19 protein-coding genes are annotated in these 20071 nt (G+C 54.2%); 10 read left to right on the top strand and 9 right to left on the bottom strand.

What is annotated here, in order from left to right; translation table 11 throughout:
• Positions 1–30 precede the first annotated feature (30 nt).
• Positions 31–177 (top strand): hypothetical protein, encoded by a 147-nt coding sequence (locus tag E8D52_16755; protein ID TKB66026.1) that lies wholly within the window; start codon positions 31–33, stop codon positions 175–177.
• Between the two features lie 217 nt (positions 178–394).
• Complete coding sequence (locus E8D52_16750; GenBank protein TKB66025.1) at positions 395–1165, top strand: hypothetical protein; 771 nt, start codon at positions 395–397, stop codon at positions 1163–1165.
• A gap of 447 nt (positions 1166–1612) precedes the next feature.
• Here E8D52_16750 and E8D52_16745 read toward each other — a convergent pair whose 3' ends face one another.
• Complete coding sequence (locus tag E8D52_16745) at positions 1613–2098, bottom strand: hypothetical protein (protein TKB66024.1); 486 nt, start codon at positions 2096–2098, stop codon at positions 1613–1615.
• Positions 2099–2385: 287 nt separating this feature from the next.
• Here E8D52_16745 and purH point away from each other — a divergent pair, with 287 nt between their 5' ends.
• The 3 genes from purH (at position 2386) to E8D52_16730 (ending at position 6043) form a co-directional block, all read left to right on the top strand.
• The gene (gene purH / locus E8D52_16740; GenBank protein ID TKB66023.1) at positions 2386–3939 is read left to right on the top strand and encodes a bifunctional phosphoribosylaminoimidazolecarboxamide formyltransferase/IMP cyclohydrolase; all 1554 of its coding nucleotides are present in this window, start codon (positions 2386–2388) and stop codon (positions 3937–3939) included.
• Between the two features lie 117 nt (positions 3940–4056).
• Entirely contained in the window at positions 4057–5334 is a 1278-nt protein-coding gene (gene purD / locus E8D52_16735) for a phosphoribosylamine--glycine ligase (protein ID TKB66022.1), read from the top strand.
• Between the two features lie 265 nt (positions 5335–5599).
• Positions 5600–6043 (top strand): DUF3450 domain-containing protein, encoded by a 444-nt coding sequence (locus E8D52_16730; protein ID TKB66021.1) that lies wholly within the window; start codon positions 5600–5602, stop codon positions 6041–6043.
• A 13-nt stretch (positions 6044–6056) separates the two neighbouring features.
• Here the strand turns inward: E8D52_16730 and E8D52_16725 are convergent, their stop codons facing one another.
• From E8D52_16725 to rsmD, 4 genes are read right to left on the bottom strand one after another with little or no spacing between them, the layout of a single operon-like run.
• Positions 6057–6527, bottom strand: a complete 471-nt coding sequence (locus E8D52_16725) for a zinc ribbon domain-containing protein (protein ID TKB66020.1) — start codon at positions 6525–6527, stop codon at positions 6057–6059.
• Positions 6490–7683: a pyridoxal phosphate-dependent aminotransferase gene (locus E8D52_16720; protein TKB66019.1), complete on the bottom strand. Its 1194-nt coding sequence runs from the start codon at positions 7681–7683 to the stop codon at positions 6490–6492. Before E8D52_16720 ends, E8D52_16725 begins: the two co-directional genes overlap by 38 nt.
• Entirely contained in the window at positions 7680–8168 is a 489-nt protein-coding gene (gene coaD, locus E8D52_16715) for a pantetheine-phosphate adenylyltransferase (protein ID TKB66018.1), read from the bottom strand. The genes E8D52_16720 and coaD overlap by 4 nt, the downstream gene beginning before the upstream one ends.
• Positions 8165–8734 (bottom strand): 16S rRNA (guanine(966)-N(2))-methyltransferase RsmD, encoded by a 570-nt coding sequence (rsmD, locus tag E8D52_16710; protein ID TKB66017.1) that lies wholly within the window; start codon positions 8732–8734, stop codon positions 8165–8167. Before rsmD ends, coaD begins: the two co-directional genes overlap by 4 nt.
• A 611-nt stretch (positions 8735–9345) precedes the next feature.
• Here rsmD and E8D52_16705 point away from each other — a divergent pair.
• Both E8D52_16705 and E8D52_16700 read left to right on the top strand, forming a co-directional pair.
• Positions 9346–10071 carry a JAB domain-containing protein gene (locus E8D52_16705; protein TKB66016.1) on the top strand — a complete coding sequence of 242 codons (726 nt, stop codon included), beginning with the start codon at positions 9346–9348 and terminating at the stop codon, positions 10069–10071.
• Positions 10072–10153: 82 nt separating this feature from the next.
• The gene (locus tag E8D52_16700; GenBank protein TKB66015.1) at positions 10154–12256 is read left to right on the top strand and encodes an elongation factor G; all 2103 of its coding nucleotides are present in this window, start codon (positions 10154–10156) and stop codon (positions 12254–12256) included.
• A 5-nt stretch (positions 12257–12261) separates the two neighbouring features.
• On the opposite strand, the gene E8D52_16695 is transcribed toward E8D52_16700, so the two are convergent.
• Together E8D52_16695 and E8D52_16690 are read right to left on the bottom strand one after the other, a co-directional pair.
• Positions 12262–13653, bottom strand: a complete 1392-nt coding sequence (locus E8D52_16695) for a Do family serine endopeptidase (GenBank protein TKB66014.1) — start codon at positions 13651–13653, stop codon at positions 12262–12264.
• Positions 13654–13687: 34 nt separating this feature from the next.
• A complete protein-coding gene (locus E8D52_16690; protein TKB66013.1) occupies positions 13688–14344 on the bottom strand; it encodes a hypothetical protein in 657 nt (218 codons plus the stop codon).
• Between the two features lie 424 nt (positions 14345–14768).
• Here E8D52_16690 and E8D52_16685 point away from each other — a divergent pair, with 424 nt between their 5' ends.
• The 3 genes from E8D52_16685 to ilvD all read left to right on the top strand — a co-directional run bounded on the left by E8D52_16685 (position 14769) and on the right by ilvD (position 18249).
• Positions 14769–15827, top strand: a complete 1059-nt coding sequence (locus E8D52_16685) for a J domain-containing protein (protein TKB66012.1) — start codon at positions 14769–14771, stop codon at positions 15825–15827.
• 104 nt (positions 15828–15931) lie between these two features.
• Positions 15932–16558, top strand: coding sequence for a periplasmic heavy metal sensor (locus E8D52_16680; protein ID TKB66011.1), 627 nt, complete (start codon positions 15932–15934; stop codon positions 16556–16558).
• Positions 16559–16575: 17 nt separating this feature from the next.
• A complete protein-coding gene (gene ilvD / locus E8D52_16675; protein TKB66010.1) occupies positions 16576–18249 on the top strand; it encodes a dihydroxy-acid dehydratase in 1674 nt (557 codons plus the stop codon).
• Between the two features lie 99 nt (positions 18250–18348).
• Here the strand turns inward: ilvD and E8D52_16670 are convergent, their stop codons facing one another.
• Both E8D52_16670 and E8D52_16665 read right to left on the bottom strand, forming a co-directional pair.
• A complete protein-coding gene (locus tag E8D52_16670) occupies positions 18349–19110 on the bottom strand; it encodes a hypothetical protein (GenBank protein TKB66009.1) in 762 nt (253 codons plus the stop codon).
• Positions 19107–20069: an ABC transporter ATP-binding protein gene (locus E8D52_16665; protein TKB66008.1), complete on the bottom strand. Its 963-nt coding sequence runs from the start codon at positions 20067–20069 to the stop codon at positions 19107–19109. The genes E8D52_16670 and E8D52_16665 overlap by 4 nt, the downstream gene beginning before the upstream one ends.
• Between the last annotated feature and the right edge of the window lie 2 nt (positions 20070–20071).

Below are 20071 nucleotides of genomic sequence, written 5' to 3'. Positions count from 1 at the left end.
AGCCGCCACGAAATTGGGCACAATTTGCTCATGAGAAGGTATGACGCGGCACCACTACGACGAGGTGTTTCCGAGTTTAAGCGGCAAGCAGTCCAATTTATCCACGCTAGCCAACGTTCGGTCGTCAAGACGGCTCGTGAGCTCGATATTCCCCGCAATCGGTTTTACAAATGGTAGAAGGACATCGCAACCCATGGAGGGGCACTGCCATGACTCAGATTGACAAGCCGAGTTGGCTACTGAACTGGCTCGAGTCACTACAGAGCGCACTCTTTAACAAAACATCCTTTCTAGTGCATAATGGCGCCTGATTCCGGCAAGACCTGCGCGGAAGCGACGTAGACGAGTTTTGTATCAGGATGAGTGGAGACATCACTACGATGGTGAGGCGAGCATGAGACATATCGTTATCAGATTGGTCGGACTTGCGTTCATCGCAATGGTGCTGGTGGGGGCTGTCACGACCACGCACGCGGAACTTCAACCAACATACCAGTTGGGTCCCAATGATGTGATCCGGGTGCTGGTCTTTGGAGAAGACGATCTCTCGGTGGAGCGTACTGTGGACGGTAATGGTACGATTACCTTCCCGCTGCTCGGCGCCTTGTCCGTTGGAGGTCGAACGGTCCAAGACCTTCAGGATGAGCTGACGGCTCAGCTTCGTGCGGGATACATACGGCACCCGAAAGTCACCGTATTCATCGTTAAACACCGTAACTTCACGGTGAGTGGGGAGGTCAAGAAACCAGGGGGCTTTGAATACAAGGAAGGTGTGACAGTCCAGGAGGCACTCGCTCTCGCGGAGGGCTTTACTGAAAAGGCCGATCGGAGCGGAGTGAAGATTACCCGTCAAAACGGAGGCAGTGCCCAAACCGTTCCGGTGACGCTTGATGCGGTGGTTCTTCCTAACGACCTGATCATGGTGGCGCAGGCCTCTAAACTCTATGTGAATGGAGAAGTCAAGCGCCCTGGTGACTACATGTACGAGAAAGACTTGACCGTACACAAGGCGATTACGATGGCCGGGGGTTTTACAGAAAAAGCGGCGGAGAGTCGGACCAAGGTGTTACGCGTAATCAATGGGCAGGAAGAAACAATTTCAGTCAAACTCAACGACCTCCTCCATCCGAACGACATCATTGTAGTCCCTCAACGGTTCTTTTAAGTATAGAGAACTGCAGATCAAAAGGAGAATCGGCTAGACAGTGACATGGGCTAGATTTAGAGGCCTCTTTTAACGAGAACCAGAGAAATTCCACAGGAGTCCTCCTGCTTCAAGTCACCATTCCCTTCCGCCAAGTGCCACCGCCCCGTACTTTACCCACTCCCAAGTGTCCGCACCTCTTTTTTCATACATAGAACATATGCTCAGAATATCGATCGAGGCCTACTTCTGCTACCGTGCTAATCGAGCTCCTTACGTTGTACGATGCATTGTAGGCAAAGCTCTATGGCCACTTGAAATGTAGGATTGAATGAAGAAGTACCCTGGAAGCTGTCAAACGAGAAGGAGAGAATCTAAAAAATAGAACGCTTCCTGCACATGGGTTACAGGCCCACCTTCATGCCGTCAGCCCGTAGAGTCTGTGACAGACACTACTCGTGCTGAGAGCTACGCGTGTATCTTCTGGTGATCGTCCCTGCGTCTGCGGAGATTCGATCCAATGCGCGTCCGCTCGCGCTCATACCCCATAGCGGTGTAATACAAGGCGCGATCGAAGAACTGGCCGAGGATGTGCATCAGTTCCAGCTCTCCCTGCAGTTGCATGGGAGTATCGGAAAACCCTTCGCGCTGGACGAAAGCTGTCATGTGTTCTCTCGTAGCGGTGATGGCCCAGAGAAAGTGGCTATAGGCTACACCCTGTGCGGCACGGCGGGCACCTAGCTCTGTGTAGCGCTGTTCGACCTCCGCCTCGGTCAGGTCCATCAACCAGTTATTCAAGTTTTGGTAGATCTCCCGGGTGCGGGCTTGGAGCTCGTCCGCTGGGACTTTACGGAGATCGCTACAGCGGGGAGAGTTCCACACCTTTTCGCTGAGCTCTCGGGCAAGCTGTTCGGAGTTTTTCTCGATGAGTTTCACCAATCGGTTAGCTGGCATAACATACCTCTGGATTAAATTGAGTTTCTGTTAATGAAATACATGGGTCTTTATTGAAGGGAGACATTACTCGAATCGTGGCACTAACGTCAATGACACTTTCGTCTGGACTGGCAACACTCAAGTTCGTGTTGTAAGGCTTCAGAAGCCCTGTTGGTAACCTGTATGATGTTGAATGGGGCGTACTCGTCGCCTTGAACTTAACCCACTCATTTGCTATTCTTCGGCCGCCTTATTGTAGTCGACATATCTCGTTCGCATCACACACGATTCCAAGGAGTACTCACATGGCCGGCATCAAGCGGGCGTTGATCAGTGTTTCGGATAAGACCGGAATTATCGAGATGGCAAAGGGGCTGGCCGCGATCGGCGTGGAAATTTTGTCCACGGGAGGAACAGCCAAAGCGTTGCGCGACGCCGGAATGAAGATCACGGATGTCGCAGCCTATACGGGCTCACCAGAGATTCTCGATGGTCGGGTGAAAACGTTACACCCCAAGATTCATGGCGGCCTGCTGGGACGCCGGTCGCTTCCGGCGCATGTCGAACAAATGACTCAACATGGGATCGGTCCAATCGATGTCGTGGTGGTTAACCTCTACCCCTTTGAAACCACGATCGCCAAACCAGATTGCCGTTTCGAGGATGCCATTGAAAATATTGATATCGGTGGTCCATCCATGCTGCGGTCGGCTGCCAAGAATCATGAAGATGTGCTCGCTGTCGTTGATCCTGCCGATTATTCACGTGTGCTGGAGGCGGTAAACGGCGATACGGTGACCTCGGCGCTGCGTCGTGAGTTAGCCATGAAGGTGTTCCAACATACATCACGCTATGACGGATTGATCGCCGGCTATCTGGAGAAACACGCTCAGGCTAGGGAGGTCAAGTTCCCAAAAGTGTTGTCGCTGCAGTTTGAGTTGGCTGAGTCCCTCCGCTACGGAGAAAACCCTCACCAGCAGGGCGCGTTCTATCGTGAGTTGGACAGTACGGAGCCATCTGTTTCTCGTGGGAAGATCTTGCATGGCAAGGCGATGTCCTACAATAACTTCCTTGATGCGAATTCCGCGCTCGAGCTGGTGAAGGAATATGAGGAGACGGCCGTCGCGATCATCAAGCACAATAACCCTTGTGGAGTGGCACTCGGTGAGACACCGATGGAGGCGTACGTCAAGGCGAGAGAGACGGATCCGGTGTCTGCCTTCGGCGGGGTGATTGCCTTCAACCGGCCGGTTGATTTGGCGGCTGCCAAGGAAATCACGTCTACGTTTGTTGAGGTCGTCATCGCTCCTGGATTCGCTGGAGATGCGTTGGCGGAATTGAAGAGGAAGAAGGATCTGCGTTTATTGGATGTGGGTCCCTTGACGAAGGTGAAGCAGGAAGGGTTCGATCTGAAGAAACTAGTCGGCGGACTTATTGTCCAGGATCGGGATCTCGGGGTGTTGCCGGATATTCGGACACTTGCCGTGCCGACCATCCGTAAACTGACCGATGAGGAATATGCCGCGTGTGCGTTTGCATGGAAAGTCTGCAAACACGTCAAGTCTAACGCCATCATCTATGCCAAACCTGGCCAGACCATCGGCATCGGGGCAGGACAGATGAGTCGTGTGGATTCCGTGAAATTGGCGGCCATGAAAGCGCAAATGCCTGTCAAAGGCTGTGTCATGGCCTCAGACGCGTTCTTTCCATTCCGCGATGGCCTCGATGCTGCCGCCGAAGTCGGGATCACAGCCGTCATTCAACCAGGCGGATCGATCCGAGATCCGGAAATCGTCAAAGCCGCGGATGAACATGGAATGGCGATGCTTCTCACCGGAATGCGGCATTTTAGACATTGATAACGATCGTGAGCAGTAATGGGTATGTAGTTGACTCCTCGCCTGTTGTCGCGACGATCTACCCGTACCATCTTCCCTCCTAACTCGTCACGTATCACACGTTACTGAGGACCTGACATGAAAATTCTCGTTGTCGGCAGTGGGGGCCGTGAGCATGCGATGGTGTGGAAGCTCGCACAGAGTCCCCGTAAGCCAATCCTGTACTGTGCTCCAGGTAATGCGGGAATCGCGTCATTGGCAAACTGCATCCCAATTAAGTCGGACGATATTGCCGGCCTGAAGAACTTCGTGCTCCAAGAAAAGATTGATGTGACAGTGATTGGGCCCGAAGCGCCGCTCGCGCTGGGCATCGTGGACGAATTCCGCAAAGCTCGGCTCAAAGTGTTTGGACCAACCAAAAACGCCGCCCGCTTGGAAGCGAGTAAGGTCTTCTCGAAGGAAGTCATGGCGCAAGCCAAGATCCGGACGGCCCATGCGAAGAGTTTCGAAAAGATCACGGATGCACTCGCCTATCTCGAGCAGCAGACGTTACCGGTCGTGATTAAGGCAGACGGGCTGGCTCAAGGAAAAGGCGTCATCATTGCAACCACTCAGGACCAAGCAAAACAGGCAATCATCGATTCGATGGAGAAGGCCGTGTTCGGCCAAGCCGGCAAACAGGTGCTGATCGAGCAGTTTCTCGATGGCGAGGAACTGACGATCATGGCGTTTACCGATGGCAAGACCGTGGTACCGATGCCACCAGCGCAGGATCATAAACGGGTTGGCAATGGAGACACCGGCTTGAATACCGGTGGGATGGGCGCCTATTGCCCGGCCCCACTGGGAACGACCAAGATCCAAGAACAAGTCCGTCGTGAGGTCTTGCAGCCAATGGTGGACGCCATGGCGCGGCTTGGTTCGCCGTTTCAAGGTGTACTGTATGCCGGACTCATGATAATGGACGGGACGCCATACGTGCTCGAATTCAACGCTCGTATGGGCGATCCAGAAACTCAAGTTGTGTTACCCTTGCTGAAGAATGACTTCGTCGATGTTCTTGAAGCTGTGATCGAACATCGACTTGACCAACTTCCTGTTGAGTGGCACTCGGATGCAACGGTCTGCGTGGTCATGGCATCGGGAGGCTACCCTGGTATCTATCAGCAAGGAATACCGCTCTCTGGACTCCCCATGGCGACAACCTTATCGGACTCCTCCTCCGTCGTCTTTCATGCAGGAACAGCACAGAGGGGGCATGAAATCGTGACAGCAGGCGGCCGCGTCCTCGGCGTACTCGGTCGAGGACGAACGTTATTGGAGGCACAAGGCGAGGCCTATCGAGTCGCGAAGACGATCTCTTTTGAGGGTTGTCACTTCCGAACGGATATCGCACACCGGGCTCTGAAGGCATAAACCGGAACAGTCACTCTCCTCGAACAACCTATTCAGTGCACACATCAATCTCACCACGAGCCCTCATCCACACAGCTTGTTAGAGCTACCTGGATCTACCTCAAAAAGTTGCCGTAGATCCGAACACTCGGGGCCGATCTTCTCCTCAGCCAATTCCTGCAATCTGTTACAATATCCCCCACGATAGTCAGTGTACAACATACGAGGGACACAGCATGTCTACACCAGCACCTGGCAAAGACAGATTATTTCTGATGAAAGGGGAATGGCCATGATACGCCATCCGATGCGGGTACTTAGTACAGTTATTGGTTTCGGCTTCGCCCTTGGCCTTGTGGGGTGTGATTATTGGCCGCCAGCCTTGCAGGCTGAGATCGAACAATTGCGGTCGGAGGCCCAAACCTTGACCATGGAGAAGACTCAGCTTCAGGCCCAGATCACCGACTTATCTCAGAGTAAACAAGAGCTGCAGGGGCAGCTTGATGAAGTGAGCCGCATCAGTCGGGAAAAAACCGGTATGATGACCAGCCTCCAAAATCAACTGGATGCGACCCGCGCGAGGGCATTGAAGGCGATGGCTCCAAAGACACCGCCTCATAAAAATCAGGCAAAACCATCCGGAAGGACCGCGACCAAACTACCCGCAAAAAGTGTCACGAAGACGCCGACAGGCAAACACCAGGCTCCCAAGACAATCGGTGTGCGATAATCGGCTCACGAGCCTATTTTGAAGGGGAGGGTGTTGTCGTACTCGGTGTGGACGTTGCTGAGCTACTCGACGCCGTCGTCGACGTCACTGTAGAAGAAGAAGGGGCAGAGCTTGCTGGAGTAGCCGCAGCCGGCTCCTTCTTTTCTCCAGCATTCTTTTCTCCTGAACTCTTTGCTCCTGAATTTGTCCCACCGGTTTCGCTACCCGTGCTGGATGGAGGTTTGAGTTTGTCGGAGTAGTCAGTGACGTACCAGCCACTCCCCTTAAACATGATCCCAGGCGATGAAATCAGCCGTCTGATCGCTTTCCCACACCGTTCACATGTCGAGAGCGGATCGTCTTTGATGCTCTGCTTCACTTCAAAACGATACGAACAACCGTCACACTGATATTCATAAATCGGCACCGGTTTCCTCCCTCTTATCGTTGCAGCAACCTCAACTCTCTTACGCCAACTTCGCGAACGCCTGCCCCATTCGCTCAAGTCCTCTGGTGATAGTTGTCATACTGGTGGCATAGGAGAGCCGGAGATGCTCCAGACTTCCAAAAGGCTCACCTGGAACGACCGCGATTCGCGCGTCATGCAAGAGATACTGCGCCAGGTCATTCGGGGTCTTCAGCACTCCCGAAGGTCCACGTTTCCCCAACAAGCCTTTCACATTAGGGAAGGCGTAGAAGGCCCCACTCGGCATTCGGCATGACACACCGGGAATCTTGTTCAACCCTTCCACAACGGCAGTTCGACGGCGGGAGAACTCTTCCACCATTATGCGTGTGAAAGGCTCCCCAAGGTGCAATGCAGCGACGGCGGCCTTCTGCGAGATGGAGCAAGGATTCGACGTGCTCTGGCTCTGAATATTGGCCATCGCGGTCAACAGATTCTTGGGGCCGGCCGCGTACCCAATTCGCCACCCTGTCATGGCATAAGACTTTGAGACGCCATTGATGATGACGGTGCGTGCTGCGATCTCTGATCCCAACGAAGCAATGCTGATGTGCGTTGCCCCATCATAGAGCACCTTTTCATAAATCTCATCCGATATCACCAGAAGGTCATGCCGGACCGCTACTGAGGCAATCTGTTCCAGCGTCGCCCGATCATACGTTGCCCCAGTAGGGTTGCATGGGCTGTTCACAATGATGGCTTTGGTTCTTGGCGTAATGAGTCGTTCCAACTCTGGAGCATGAACGGCGTATCCATCCTCTTCTTTGGTCGGTAACAGAACCGGCGTCGCATCGTTGAGAAGCGCCTGATCTGCGTACGAAACCCAGTAGGGGATCGGAATGATGATCTCGTCACCCGCTTCGAGCAAGGCCTCCGCCAAATTATAGAGCGAGTGCTTTGCCCCGCAGGAGACAAGGATTTGGGACTTCTCATATCGGAGCCCAAGTTCAGCTTGGAGCTTGTCGGCAATCGCTCCCCGTAACTCATCGATCCCGGACGAAGGCGTATATTTCGTAAACCCCTCGCGTATGGCTGCTTCTGCCGCGGCCTTTACCGGCTCCGGCGTGTCGAAATCCGGTTCTCCGGCTGAAAAGTCGATGACATCGAGTCCTTGCGCGGCCATGGCCTTGGCGGTTGCCGCCATAGCCAACGTCGGAGAGGGCGCGATACGACCGACACGTGCTGCCAATTTCATGATTTGAGACTCCGGATACGAGCTTGAAGGCGTCGGGCGATTTCTGGATGAACAAAATCGCTCAAACTGCCCCCGTGCTGTGCCACATCTTTGATGATTGTCGAAGATAAGTAGGAGTATTCTTCGCTCGGCATCAAAAACACCGTCTCCACCGTCTTCGCAAGTTTTCGGTTAATGAGCGCCATCTGAAACTCATGCTCAAAGTCTGAAATGGCGCGCAAGCCGCGGATGATTGCATGGGCGCCTGACCGCTCAACATAGCTGACGAGCAACCCATCGAACGGTGTCACCTCAACCTGTCCAACATCCTTCATGACCAGCTGCACCATATCAAGGCGTTCAGCCAAATTGAAGAGCGGATGTTTCGACGGATTTGGAGCAACCGCCACAACCACCTTGTCGAATACGCGGAGGCTTCGGGTGATGATGTCAGCGTGGCCATGTGTAATGGGATCAAACGTGCCTGGATAAATGCCGATTTTCATGCCGTCACAGTAGAGGAACGGATGTAGAGGGATAAGGCCGTATCCCCATAGCGATACCGGCGCAGAAACTGGGTGCATCCCAACGACATGGGCAAATCGGTTTTTGCAGCATGTTCGATGACCAACCAGGAATCCAGGGCAAACAGATCGTCGGTCCGAGACTCAGCCAGTAATGCTGGCAGCTCGGACGCCTCCGCATAGGGTGGGTCAGCAAAGACAATATCATAGGGACCATTCCACTGATTGGGGTAGCTGAGAAACTGTTGAACAGTCTGACTCCGCACCGCTATTTCCTCACCGATGTGACACAGCTCCAAGTTTTGATGTAGTAATTTCAATGCATCACGGTTCGACTCGACCGAGGTCACGTGTTCTATGCCACGGCTGACAGCTTCGATCCCCACGGCTCCAGTCCCGGCGTAGAGGTCCAAAAAGCGGCCATTCTTCAGCCGATTACCGAGAATTGAAAACAGGGCCTCTCGAACCCGGTCAGAGGTTGGGCGAAGAGCACGTGTTCGCGGCCCGTAGAGTCGACGACCTCTGTGGGTACCAGCGATTACACGCATACCAGAAACATCGTCTACTAAATGTGAGAATCTAACATAGCGTTTTTACAGGGGTCAAGAAATGCGGAATGAAAGGGAGACCATTGGGGTCACAACTGAGTCGTGGAGGAGCACTTAATACTCTTTTGACCGTCTTCTTTCAGAGGACTATAATACGCTCGTTGAGCCTATTGGTACGTCAAGGACGAGAGCACCGTCCTGAAGTCCACATAGGCCCCATGCGGACCAGACCTCGAGTACGAAACGCAATAATTTACCGAGTCTCGACGGTCTGAGGGGCGCGGGCAGCCAAACTTTTTCTACGGTTGTTGGAGATGGTGCGGTCAATAATGGCTCCACAATTAATGCATTTCCATGCATAGAACACGAGAAAAAAATCGGAGAACCGTTCTAACATCATCATCCCTTTGCACTTTGGACATTCCATGGATCCCTCCCAAGGTGGCGACGTTCACAGCTGGTGGCAAACTTAAGCAAGAGCTGCACCAATTTGTTATATTTAATAATTTCAATTAGTTACTGGTTACGTATTTCCAGTAGACGGGTAATTTCTCCCTATTTGGCGGTACAAAAGAGTCCGGGTCGTCATTTTTTTGTCACCTGAGGTCTTTGTGGCACGCAAGGAACCGAGAAAGGGCATTGCGCACTGGCCAAAGACCGAACGTCCCCGTGAACGTCTTCTTGCCAAGGGGCCCGAAGCGTTATCCGATGCCCATCTTCTCGCCATCCTCCTGAGAACTGGCCGCCGCGATTCATCCGCTGTGCAAGTGGCCATCGAACTCCTCGACCGAATCGGTGGACTGGGAGGATTGGCGACCTGTGGCATTGAAGAACTCTGCACCATCCCTGGCGTCGGTCCCGCCAAAGCCGCCCAACTCAAAGCCGCATTGGCCTTAGGGAGACGGTCGCTGGCTGTTCCAATGTCCACGGGCACTCGCATTTCCTCAAGCTCGGATCTGTTCAAACATTTTCACCCTGCGCTCCGCGATGTGAAACACGAACTCTTCAAGGTCATCCTGCTCGACGCGAAAAATATCGTGATCAAAGAGGCTACGGTCTCAGAGGGAAGCCTCACACTCAGCATCGTGCATCCACGTGAGGTCTTTGCGCTCGCCGTGCGTGAATCGGCAGCCGCCGTCATTTTTCTTCACAATCATCCCAGCGGAGATCCAACACCAAGCCCGGAGGATCGGCGATTGACCGATCGACTGACAACGGCTGGCACCCTATTGGGGATCCGTGTATTGGACCACGTAATCATCGGAGATGGTCGATATGTGAGTTTTGCCGACGAGGGATGGCTGACAGGACAGCATAACGAGTACAAGGACCCCTGAGATGATGTCCGACCAAAGCACCAGCCCAAGAAACGTGAGGACGCGAATGGCCTAACCCCATACTCAACAAGGAGGGCAGACTATGGACACAACCCATCTGGAGCCCGTCAGAAACGTAGCCATCGTATCCAGCGCCGGTGCCGGTAAGACCTCTCTCAGTGAGGCCTTGCTATATGTTGGTGGTGCGATCCCCATGCTCGGGTCTGTGATGCACGGGACTACCGTTTCCGATTTTGAGCCCGAAGAACTTCGGCATCGCACATCGACAAGTACCAGCCTTCTTCAGTTCACGTGGAATCACACCAACATCAACCTAATTGACCCTCCCGGTGCACTCGATCTTCTTGGTGAATCGCTCGCTGCCCTGCAGGCCGCCGATGCAGTCATCCTGATTCTGAGCGGAACCATGGGGGTAAGAACAGAGCTGGCACGGCTCTGGACAAGGATCAAAGAATTAGACCTTCCTTGTCTGGTGTTCGTCAATGGACTTGATAAAGAAGGTGCGTCATTTGAGAACGCTCTTGAGAGCTGTCGCAAACAGCTAGATTGTGTTCCACTCCCTATGGCAGTACCAATCAACACTGGTGTGAATTTAGACGGTGTAGTTGATGTACGACATGAGAAGCTGGTGAGATCTGGGCCGAGTTCCACCAAGATCGAACACCTATTAGTCTCACCCCCCCTAGAGAGCATCCTCAACAGAGCGCGTCAGCAACTCGTGGAGGCGGTCGCGGAAAGCGGGGAAACCTTGTTGGAGACCTACGTGATCCAGGGAGAGTTGAGCCAAGAAGACCTTCTGCAAGGACTCCGACGCGACATCCAGACGAAACAATTCCTTCCCATTTATGGCGGATCCGCCATGCATAATGTCGGAGTCTGGTCCTTGCTGGATGCGATGGTCGCCTTATTACCGTCACCCTCCGAACGTGGTGCGGCCCATCCATGGCGCGGCATTCACCCAGAGACTCACGAAGACTGTGAGCGAAAGGGGAGTCTGCAGGAACCGTTTTCCGCCTATGTATTCAAGACCATTATCGACCCATTCGTCGGTCGACTGTCCTATTGCCGTGTCTTGTCCGGGACCATCCATGCCGATGCCACGGTGCTGAATGCTTCCAAACATGTACGGGAGAAGCTCGGCCATTTCTACACGGTGTTGGGTAAACGTCATGTGGCCGTCGACTCCGCACAAGCGGGAGAGATCGTGGCGATCGGAAAGCTCAAAGACACGCATACCGGTGACACGCTGTGTCAAGAGACGGCTCCCATCTGTTACCCCATACTGAGCCTACCAAAGCCGATCTTGTCGTTTGCGATTGACGCCAAGTCCAAGACAGACATCGACAAGGTAGGCCTTGGGCTTCACAAACTCATCGAAGAAGACCCCACGCTGGAATTCGTGCGCAATGCCGAAACCAAGGAGATGGTGCTCAGCGGCATGGGGCAGTTTCACATCGATTTGGCCCTTGAAAAGCTCCATCGAAAGTTTGGAGTCGATGTCATACTGCACACGCCGAAAGTCCCGTACCGAGAAACGCTCAAGACGAAATCACAGGCACAGGGCAAGTACAAGAAGCAAACCGGCGGGCATGGGCAATACGGCGATTGTTGGCTTGAAGTGGCGCCGCTCCCGCGCGGCCATGGGTACGCGTTTGAGAATCGCGTGGTTGGAGGAGCGATTCCTCGAAATTTCATTCCCGCTGTGGAAAAAGGAGTTCTGGATGCCATGCATGAGGGACCGTTGAGCGGGTTCCCGGTCGTCGATGTGCAGGTGGCCGTCTATGACGGATCCTATCATGCAGTGGATTCGTCCGAGATGTCGTTCAAGGTCGCAGGATCAATAGCATTTAAGAAAGCGATAGAGACCGCGCATCCCGTGTTGCTTGAACCGGTCATGACGGTCCAAATCGACACACCGACCGACGCGGTCGGAGCCGTCATGGGGGACCTGAATGCCCGACGAGGTCGTATTGTGGCTGTCAACGCACAAGACCATGCCGAACAAATCAAAGCGTTGGTTCCACTAGCTGAGCTGCTTCGCTATGCGACGGCCCTCAACGCCATGACGGGGGGGCGGGGCAGCTATGTCATGGATTTCGCCCAGTATGATGAAGTACCAAGAGAGTTGGCTACAAAGGTCATCGAGCGACAGAAGGCAGAAGGACAAGCCTTCACGGCCCATTGAGACCGTCAGTCGTAGGCTTTGAGCACGACATAAAATGCGCGGCTTTCCCGAAGCACACGGAGCAACAGGGTATCGCCACGCCTAGACCGTGCAATGGCTGATATAAATTCTGCGACGGAAGACACTTCCAGACGGTTGACCTCTTTAAGGAGGTCACCTTCACGGAGGCCTTCCGCTTGAGCACGGCTGTTGGGTTCAACCTTTGTGATGAGCACACCCTTCGATTCACGAAGCTTGAACCTCTCCGCCAGGGCGGTCGTCAGGTCTTGGAGGTCAAGGCCAAGTTTCACCTCCAACTTCTCCTCTTGTTGAGGAAGCGATGCAATGACAGCTGTATCACGCCGCTCGGTGAGAGGAACGTCCATCGTCAAGCGTTTCAGATCCCGGACGACTTCAATCGTTGAGGTCGTGCCCGGAATCAGCGTCGCGATCAAACGAGACAGCTTATTTGGTGAATCAACAACGGCGCCGTCGATCCGGACAATGACATCGCCCGGCTTGATCCCAGCCAAGGCTGCGGGGTCTTTCTCGAAGACTTCGTTCACGAGTACCCCTTCGCCTTCGGTGACTCCAAATTTTTTCGCCAACTCAGCCGTCAACGGTTGAATCCCAACGCCGAGCCAGCCCCGCACGACTTTGCCTTTTGCAAGTAACTGTTCGATGACCTGCTTGGCCATATTGGAGGGAATGGCGAATCCGATGCCTTGAGCGAAATTAATGATCGCCGTATTGATGCCGATCACCTCACCACGTAGGTTAAAGAGCGGGCCCCCGGAATTTCCAGGGTTGATCGAGGCATCGGTCTGGATAAAGTTTTCGTACCGTGAGAGGTTCATATTTTCTCGACCGATGCCGCTGACCACGCCAAGCGTCACCGTCCGGTCCAGTCCGAATGGATTTCCGACGGCCAACACCCATTGACCGACCTTGACGCCGGCAGAATCACCAAATCGCGCGCTGGGCAGGGGTCGATCGGTGGTCACCTTGAGCACTGCTAAATCGGTGTCCGGATCTTTGCCGACTACATGAGCGATACGCTTCGTCTTATCAGAAAACCGCACTTCGATCTCAGTGGCGTCACCAATCACATGATGGTTTGTCACGATATGGCCGTCACTGTCGACGATCAGGCCCGAACCGGAGCCTGACGCATTCGGCGTACGCTCACCGGACCCTTCGTGAAGCCTACTCGTGCTGGTGATGGGAAACAGATTGACGACGGAAGGTTTGGCCTGCTCAGCGAGTTCGGTAATGACGGCTTGAATCTCTTCAAGCATGCGAATGCCGGGTGAGTCCGGCGATACGGCCTCAGCTACCCCACATCCGATGACAGCTAAAAGGAGGGGAGCGATACAATAGAACAGCACAGATACTGCTGGTAATGCTCGAGCTAGCATTGGGCGATATTGTATCTGATCTCTGTCGATGTGCCTACTCCTCTACACCGACTCTCGTGAACGACGCAGCGAGGGGACGCTGGCCGGCAAACCAGGAGACAAGTTGATCGAGTTCCGTTTGCGCACCAACCAACACCACGATGTCGCCTGGTCGAAACTGAAGATCCTGGGTCGGAGCCAATAGAAAAGGCCCTCGCAAAACGGCAGCCACAGAAGTGGAGGAATACTGCGGAAGCGCACTGAGCAGCTGTCCCACCGCGGCCGCCCCTCGAACGACGGTCAGCCGCTCGATACCTCCTGAACGAAGTGCCAAATCCTGTTGAAGAGAGAGCAAATCCTGATGGACCGTCTCGATTTTGAGCTCGCGAATCTCGGCATCAACCCCGATCAACGTTTGCTTCAACTCTTGGACACGAGAAATGGCATTGGCAAGAGTCTGATCGATCACGCCGACAACCGCATCGGGGTGACTCTGGTCCTGAAGTCGATCAGAGACCTGCACAACGATTTGTTGGCCGACCTCAGCCGTAACATCGTCAATGCGCTGAAGCAACGTAGACGCCTGCCAATGGAGCCGAATAATCTGAACCTTTCGATTCACGAGTTCGGAAATCGAAAGAATCGTTTCGTAGAACGCATGTCCGGTAATTGAAAGCTCTTTATGTACTCGGCCAAGCAGCTCAAATGTCATAGTCTGATAAGATATATTATGTAAACTTTCAACTCTTCGTTTATCGCCAGTCCATCACTCGAGTCTCTCGCATCGGTTATCCCTACTTCATAGCGGATCGTGGTTCGGAGGTCAATCGCGCAGGAGATTTTGGAAGCTCCGCAGAATCTCCCGTTAAGCACATATGACCTTTCAATTCTCTCACGCTGTCCGCTGATGCTGTTTGCGCGCCCATACTAATAAAGTATTACTTTAACTATTGATCTCGGCCCATCACTTGAAGACATCTGTGCCTGGCTAGCCGCATGCGAGATCTGCCCTCAATCTAGGCTCATGCCACGGGATAAAAATTCGACTTCTTGCTGATCCGTTCGGCCCTTGCAAACCAGGTCTACACTCCGTAAGCTGATCCAGACGATGATGCTTCTCATCTCCTAAATCACGTATGGCAACGACCCCACGCGACTACTATCAGGTGCTCGGCCTCCCGCGCACGGCTTCGCCCGACGACATCAAAAAAGCCTACCGCCGACTCGCCCGCCAGTACCATCCCGATCTCCATGCCGGGGCGAAGAAGGCGGAGATGGAAAAGAAATTTAAAGAGCTCAATGAGGCGCAGGAAGTCCTGACCGATCCGGAGAAGCGGAAGAAGTATGACCAGTACGGAGCCGATTGGGAACAAGCGCAAGCATTCGAGAAAGCTCGTCAGCAGACCGGAGGACAAGGGTTTGGCGGACCATGGGGCTCCGATGGAGGCTACAACCGTCCAGGAAGCGGCGGAGCCGGGAGCGAGCAATTCTCCGATTTTTTTGAAAACATCTTTGGAAACCGCGACCGCGGCGGAGCCGGACGCAGTGGAGCTGGAATGCCGGGAGAGGACCTCGAGACCGACGTCCAATTGGGGCTGCGCGAGGTGCTCACCGGTGTGACGAGGCGCGTCAATCTGCGTGAGCCTCGAACATGCTCGACCTGTCAAGGAAGCGGCACCGTGCGTAGCCGATCGTGCATTACCTGTCAGGGTTCCGGGATGACAACCGAATCCAAGACCATTGAAGTGCGGATTCCCGCTGGCGTGCAAGACGGAACACGGGTTCGGGTTGCTGGAAAAGGCCAGCCTGGAACGCATGGCGGAAAGCGCGGGGACCTGTATCTGCATGTGGTCATCCCCTCTGATCCCATCTTTCGCCGACACGGTTCGGACTTGCATGTCAGTCTGCCCGTCTATCCTTGGGAAGCCATGCTCGGGGCAGAGGTAACTGCGCCAACCTTAGCGGAACCGGTGAAGGTCAAGGTTCCACCGGGCAGCAAAGCCGACGGGAAACTCCGACTCAAAGGGAAGGGGCTTCCCTCGGCCACAGGCGGGCATGGCGATCTGTTCCTGACGTTGCAGATTGTCATACCAGCCAGCGTCAGCGAAGACGAACGGATGTTGTACGAACGTTTGAGCACACAACGGCATCCAGACCCGCGAATGGAACTTCTCCATAGCGCCCAACGGCGTTAAACCAGAAGCATGATCGATCTTGGCAACGCCAAGCCCCTCGCTTGCGTTACGCGGACTGCTATGGCAATCTTCGACTCCAGGGCCTCTCAACCAAGGAGGAATTCATGATATCTCTCACAAAGACGACGGTAGCTGTTGTCGTCGCGTCGGCATGTCTGTTCATGGTGAACACACCAAGTCTGTGGGCCAATGATCCGAGTTATGGTCATGCTGGAGGGGGACACGGCGGCGGGGCCCACGGCTATGGCAAAGGAGTGATGCATAGCGGGACCGGCCATCTAATCCGACATCTCTTGAAGCACGACAAGAATATTGGACTCACGGCAGATCAGGTCGCCAAGCTGAAGGACATACAGCTCAATCTTGACAAAGCACGGATCAAGGCCGAAGCCGACATCCAAATTGCGGAACGTGAACTGAAGGCGCTGACTGACAATGACCAGTCCGATCTCACCGCGATCGAGACCAAGCTGAGACAAAGCGAAGATTTGCAAGTCGGGCTGCGGATGACATCCATTAAGACACGTCTCGAGGTGATGGGCTTGCTGACTCCGGAACAACGAGCGAAGGAGCAGTCAGAGCACACCAAGATGATGGGCCAGCCCAAGGGCCATGGCACTCCACATGGAGGCGTGATGCCCTACGGTACGAATCCCCATGGTGCCACTCCCCACGGCAAGAACCCCCATGAGGCAGCCCCTGCACCACCAAGCAACATGTTTGTACAGTAATGGAGTCACAAAGACCGATGAAAAAAGCAATGAAGCTCCAGAGTCATGATCTCCTCGTTGGAGCCGACCGCGCGCCGGCCAGGGCCATGTTAAAAGCCGTTGGTTTTACGGACGATGACCTGTCGAAACCCCTCGTTGGCGTGGCCAATACCTGGATCGAGGTCATGCCCTGCAATTTTCACTTGCGACGGCTTTCCGAGCGAGTGAAAGCGGGAATTCGAGCAGCCGGCGGGACTCCAATCGAGTACAACACGATTGCAGTATCCGATGGGATCTCAATGGGGACCGAAGGAATGAAGGCGTCCCTGATCAGCCGTGAAGTCATCGCGGATTCGATCGAGCTCGTTGCACGTGGACATTTGTTCGATGCCGTCGTTGCCCTGTCCGGATGCGACAAGACAATTCCCGGCACCGTCATGGCTCTCGCTCGGTTGAACCTGCCGTCGCTCATGCTCTATGGCGGCTCGATCATGCCGGGACAGTTTCAAGGACATGATGTGACCATTCAGGATGTCTTTGAAGCAGTCGGTAAACATGCGTCAGGAAAGATGACCGACGCCGAGCTGAAAGATTTAGAAGATCACGCGTGCCCGGGGCCTGGAGCTTGTGGAGGTCAATTCACCGCTAATACGATGGCCATTGCGTTTGAATTCCTCGGTATGTCACCGATGGGGCGCAATGGAGTACCCGCCATGGACGGTCGGAAAGACGATGTTGCTTTTGAGTGCGGCAAGATGGTGATGGAGCTCGTGAAGCAGAATCTGCGCCCTCGTCAGATTATCACCAGAAAGTCCTTGGAGAACGCCATCGCCGCCGTCGCCACGACCGGAGGTTCGACGAATGCCGTCCTGCATCTCCTTGCCATCGCCCGTGAATCCGGAATCAAACTGAGCATCGATGACTTCGACAGAGTCAATCGCAAGGTCCCTCTGCTGGCCGACCTCAAACCAGGGGGCCGATTTGCTGCCGCCGATCTCTACGCAGCAGGTGGTACAACTCTGGTGGCCAAACGATTACTCGAGGCCGGGCTCCTTCATGGGAATCAGCCCACCGTCACCGGTCGAACAATCGGTGAAGAAGCAGCGAACGCTCGTGAAACGCCAGGACAACAAGTCTTGCGTCCCCTCGCCTCCCCCATCAAACCGACAGGCGGTCTGGTCATTCTGAAGGGTAATTTGGCGCCGGAAGGTTGTGTCGTGAAGGTTGCCGGCCATTCAATGACCAAGTTCCAGGGACGGGCGAAGGTCTATGAGCGGGAGGAGGATGCCTTCGTGGCAGTCAAAGCGGGGCAGATCAAGCCTGGTGATGTCGTCGTTATTCGGTATGAAGGTCCGTCTGGAGGACCAGGCATGCGCGAGATGTTGGGCGTGACGGCTGCCATCGTGGGCGCTGGCCTTGGCGACTCTGTGGCCCTGCTCACTGATGGCCGTTTCTCAGGAGCCACTCATGGATTGATGGCAGGCCATGTCGCCCCTGAAGCCGTGAAAGGGGGGCCGATCGCGGCGGTCAAGAACGGCGACACGATTACCTTCGATATTCCCAAACGTCGATTGGATGTGGCCCTCTCGCAGAGAGAAATCGCCGCTCGGCTGAAGAAGGTCAAACCACCGGTACCGCGCTACACCTCAGGCGTGATGGGGAAATATGCCAGACATGTCTCGTCTGCTTCGGAAGGTGCCATTACGAGCTAGGCTTGATCGAATCCATCTTCATCTAACCTTCAGAAGATAGTCTTCGCCCTTCCTCACGTCATCAAGCATGTACTCGCTGAGGAAGGGCCTCTTGATCTGTTACTGAAAATCCCGTCGTTGGAAGATTACACTCGCCAAGAGGAGCAGAAACGCCGCATAGGTCAACCCATACGCCAAGGTGAGAGCCATATCAGCCATGCCGAAGTCGAGATGGTGAATCACATGCCCCTTGAGGTTGAATCGTTCGAGGTTGGGAAGCGTATAGTAAATGGCATTGACAGCCATCTGGCTAACTTCGTCTAGTTTCTTCGCAAATTCCTTGAGGTCACCGGACAAGTGCCCGATCACGTACACGGCAAGGGTAAAAATGGCGCTCAACGTCGCACTCGTAAACGTGGAGAAGAGAACGGCGACGGCGGTGATGACCATCAGCTCCAAAAAAATGAGGGCCAGGGATTTAAAAACTAAACTGGTGATTGGCACGTCCATGACCTGCAGCACGATCAATAAGCCCGCCACCATCACCACGGTATTCGCCAGTAATGTAATGACCAACCCACAGTACTTGCCCAGCAGGAACTCATATCGAGGAATAGGCTTCGACACGATCGTATAGATTGTCTTTCGATCGACTTCCTTGCTGACGAGCCCGATCCCTACGAAAATCGCGATGAGCACGCCAAACAGATTGATGCTGGCAAGCCCAAGATCCAAAATCAAACGATGGTAATCTCCCAACGTGATTCTGGAGAGAAGAATTGAACTCCCGATCATGAGCAAGGCAAAAAACAATAGATTGTACAGCAGCTTCTCGCGAAGGTTTTCGCGAAACGTGTTGACGGCGATGGAGAGAATTCTCATACGGCTTCCCTCAACTCCGGCTGTTTATTCTTGACCTCTCGAATAAAGAGATCTTCCAGCGATCCCTTCTGAGGAGTCAGCGACACGAGTGTCCCCCTGGCACCTCGAATGATCTCCAGCACCGGCCCCACGTGCTGGCTGCTCGGCAACACCGCCAAGACCTGAGTGCCTTGAACGATAACGCGATCAGCCGATTGGCGCAGACGCGCCAGTCCCTCAGGGCCAAGCCCTTCGACCACAACTTCTACTGAGTGGGTCGCACCTTCATCAATCAGTTCACTAACACTCCCGCAGGCAACTAATTTACCCTTGAGAATAATCGCCACCCGATCGCACAGCAGTTCTGCGTCATGCAGGATATGCGAACTGAAGAAAATGGTTTTCCCCGACTCCTTGAGGCGAAGAATCAGATCTCGGATTTCCTTGCGCCCAACCGGGTCCAGGCCTGACATTGGCTCATCCAGCACCACTAATTCCGGATCGTTGATGAGCGCCTGGGCAATCCCCACCCGCTGCAGCATCCCTTTGGAAAACTTTCGCAATTGAAGATCGCGGGCATGGGACATCCCGACGAGCTCCAACAGCTCATCAATACGTTTCCCTAACGCCACGCCGCGAAGGCCGAAGAGATGGCCATAGAATCGGAGGAACTCAAGACCGGTGAGGTAATCATAAAAGTACGGAGATTCCGGCAAAAACCCAAGCCGAGCCTTTGACTCCTGGTCCCCGATGGGGCGACCAAAGAGCCAGGCCTGTCCGCTTGTGGGATAGATCAATCCCATCAGCATCTTGATCGTTGTCGTCTTGCCGGCCCCATTAGGCCCGAGAAATCCAAAGACTTCTCCCTGCCTGACCTCAAGGTCGAGACCTTCCAGTGCCGTCACCGACCGGCCCCAGAATCCGACCTTGAACGTTTTTCGGAGCCCTGCAGTCTTGAGAATGCTGTCCGAGTGTTCCATAC

Origin of the sequence: Nitrospira sp., from assembly GCA_005116745.1 — a bacterium.
Lineage (GTDB): Bacteria > Nitrospirota > Nitrospiria > Nitrospirales > Nitrospiraceae > Nitrospira_D.
The sequence above is the reverse complement of the archived record's forward strand: the minus strand, read 5'-3'. Positions and strand labels throughout refer to the sequence as shown.

Coding starts and splice junctions, on each gene's coding strand:
- E8D52_16755 (TKB66026.1), top strand. CDS start 31: ATGAGAAGGTATGACGCGGCACCACTACGACGAGGTGTTTCCGAGTTT.
- E8D52_16750 (TKB66025.1), top strand. CDS start 395: ATGAGACATATCGTTATCAGATTGGTCGGACTTGCGTTCATCGCAATG.
- E8D52_16745 (TKB66024.1), bottom strand. CDS start 2,098: ATGCCAGCTAACCGATTGGTGAAACTCATCGAGAAAAACTCCGAACAG.
- purH (TKB66023.1), top strand. CDS start 2,386: ATGGCCGGCATCAAGCGGGCGTTGATCAGTGTTTCGGATAAGACCGGA.
- purD (TKB66022.1), top strand. CDS start 4,057: ATGAAAATTCTCGTTGTCGGCAGTGGGGGCCGTGAGCATGCGATGGTG.
- E8D52_16730 (TKB66021.1), top strand. CDS start 5,600: ATGGCCATGATACGCCATCCGATGCGGGTACTTAGTACAGTTATTGGT.
- E8D52_16720 (TKB66019.1), bottom strand. CDS start 7,683: ATGAAATTGGCAGCACGTGTCGGTCGTATCGCGCCCTCTCCGACGTTG.
- coaD (TKB66018.1), bottom strand. CDS start 8,168: ATGAAAATCGGCATTTATCCAGGCACGTTTGATCCCATTACACATGGC.
- rsmD (TKB66017.1), bottom strand. CDS start 8,734: ATGCGTGTAATCGCTGGTACCCACAGAGGTCGTCGACTCTACGGGCCG.
- E8D52_16700 (TKB66015.1), top strand. CDS start 10,154: ATGGACACAACCCATCTGGAGCCCGTCAGAAACGTAGCCATCGTATCC.
- E8D52_16695 (TKB66014.1), bottom strand. CDS start 13,653: ATGCTAGCTCGAGCATTACCAGCAGTATCTGTGCTGTTCTATTGTATC.
- E8D52_16690 (TKB66013.1), bottom strand. CDS start 14,344: ATGACATTTGAGCTGCTTGGCCGAGTACATAAAGAGCTTTCAATTACC.
- E8D52_16685 (TKB66012.1), top strand. CDS start 14,769: ATGGCAACGACCCCACGCGACTACTATCAGGTGCTCGGCCTCCCGCGC.
- E8D52_16680 (TKB66011.1), top strand. CDS start 15,932: ATGATATCTCTCACAAAGACGACGGTAGCTGTTGTCGTCGCGTCGGCA.
- ilvD (TKB66010.1), top strand. CDS start 16,576: ATGAAAAAAGCAATGAAGCTCCAGAGTCATGATCTCCTCGTTGGAGCC.
- E8D52_16670 (TKB66009.1), bottom strand. CDS start 19,110: ATGAGAATTCTCTCCATCGCCGTCAACACGTTTCGCGAAAACCTTCGC.
- E8D52_16665 (TKB66008.1), bottom strand. CDS start 20,069: ATGGAACACTCGGACAGCATTCTCAAGACTGCAGGGCTCCGAAAAACG.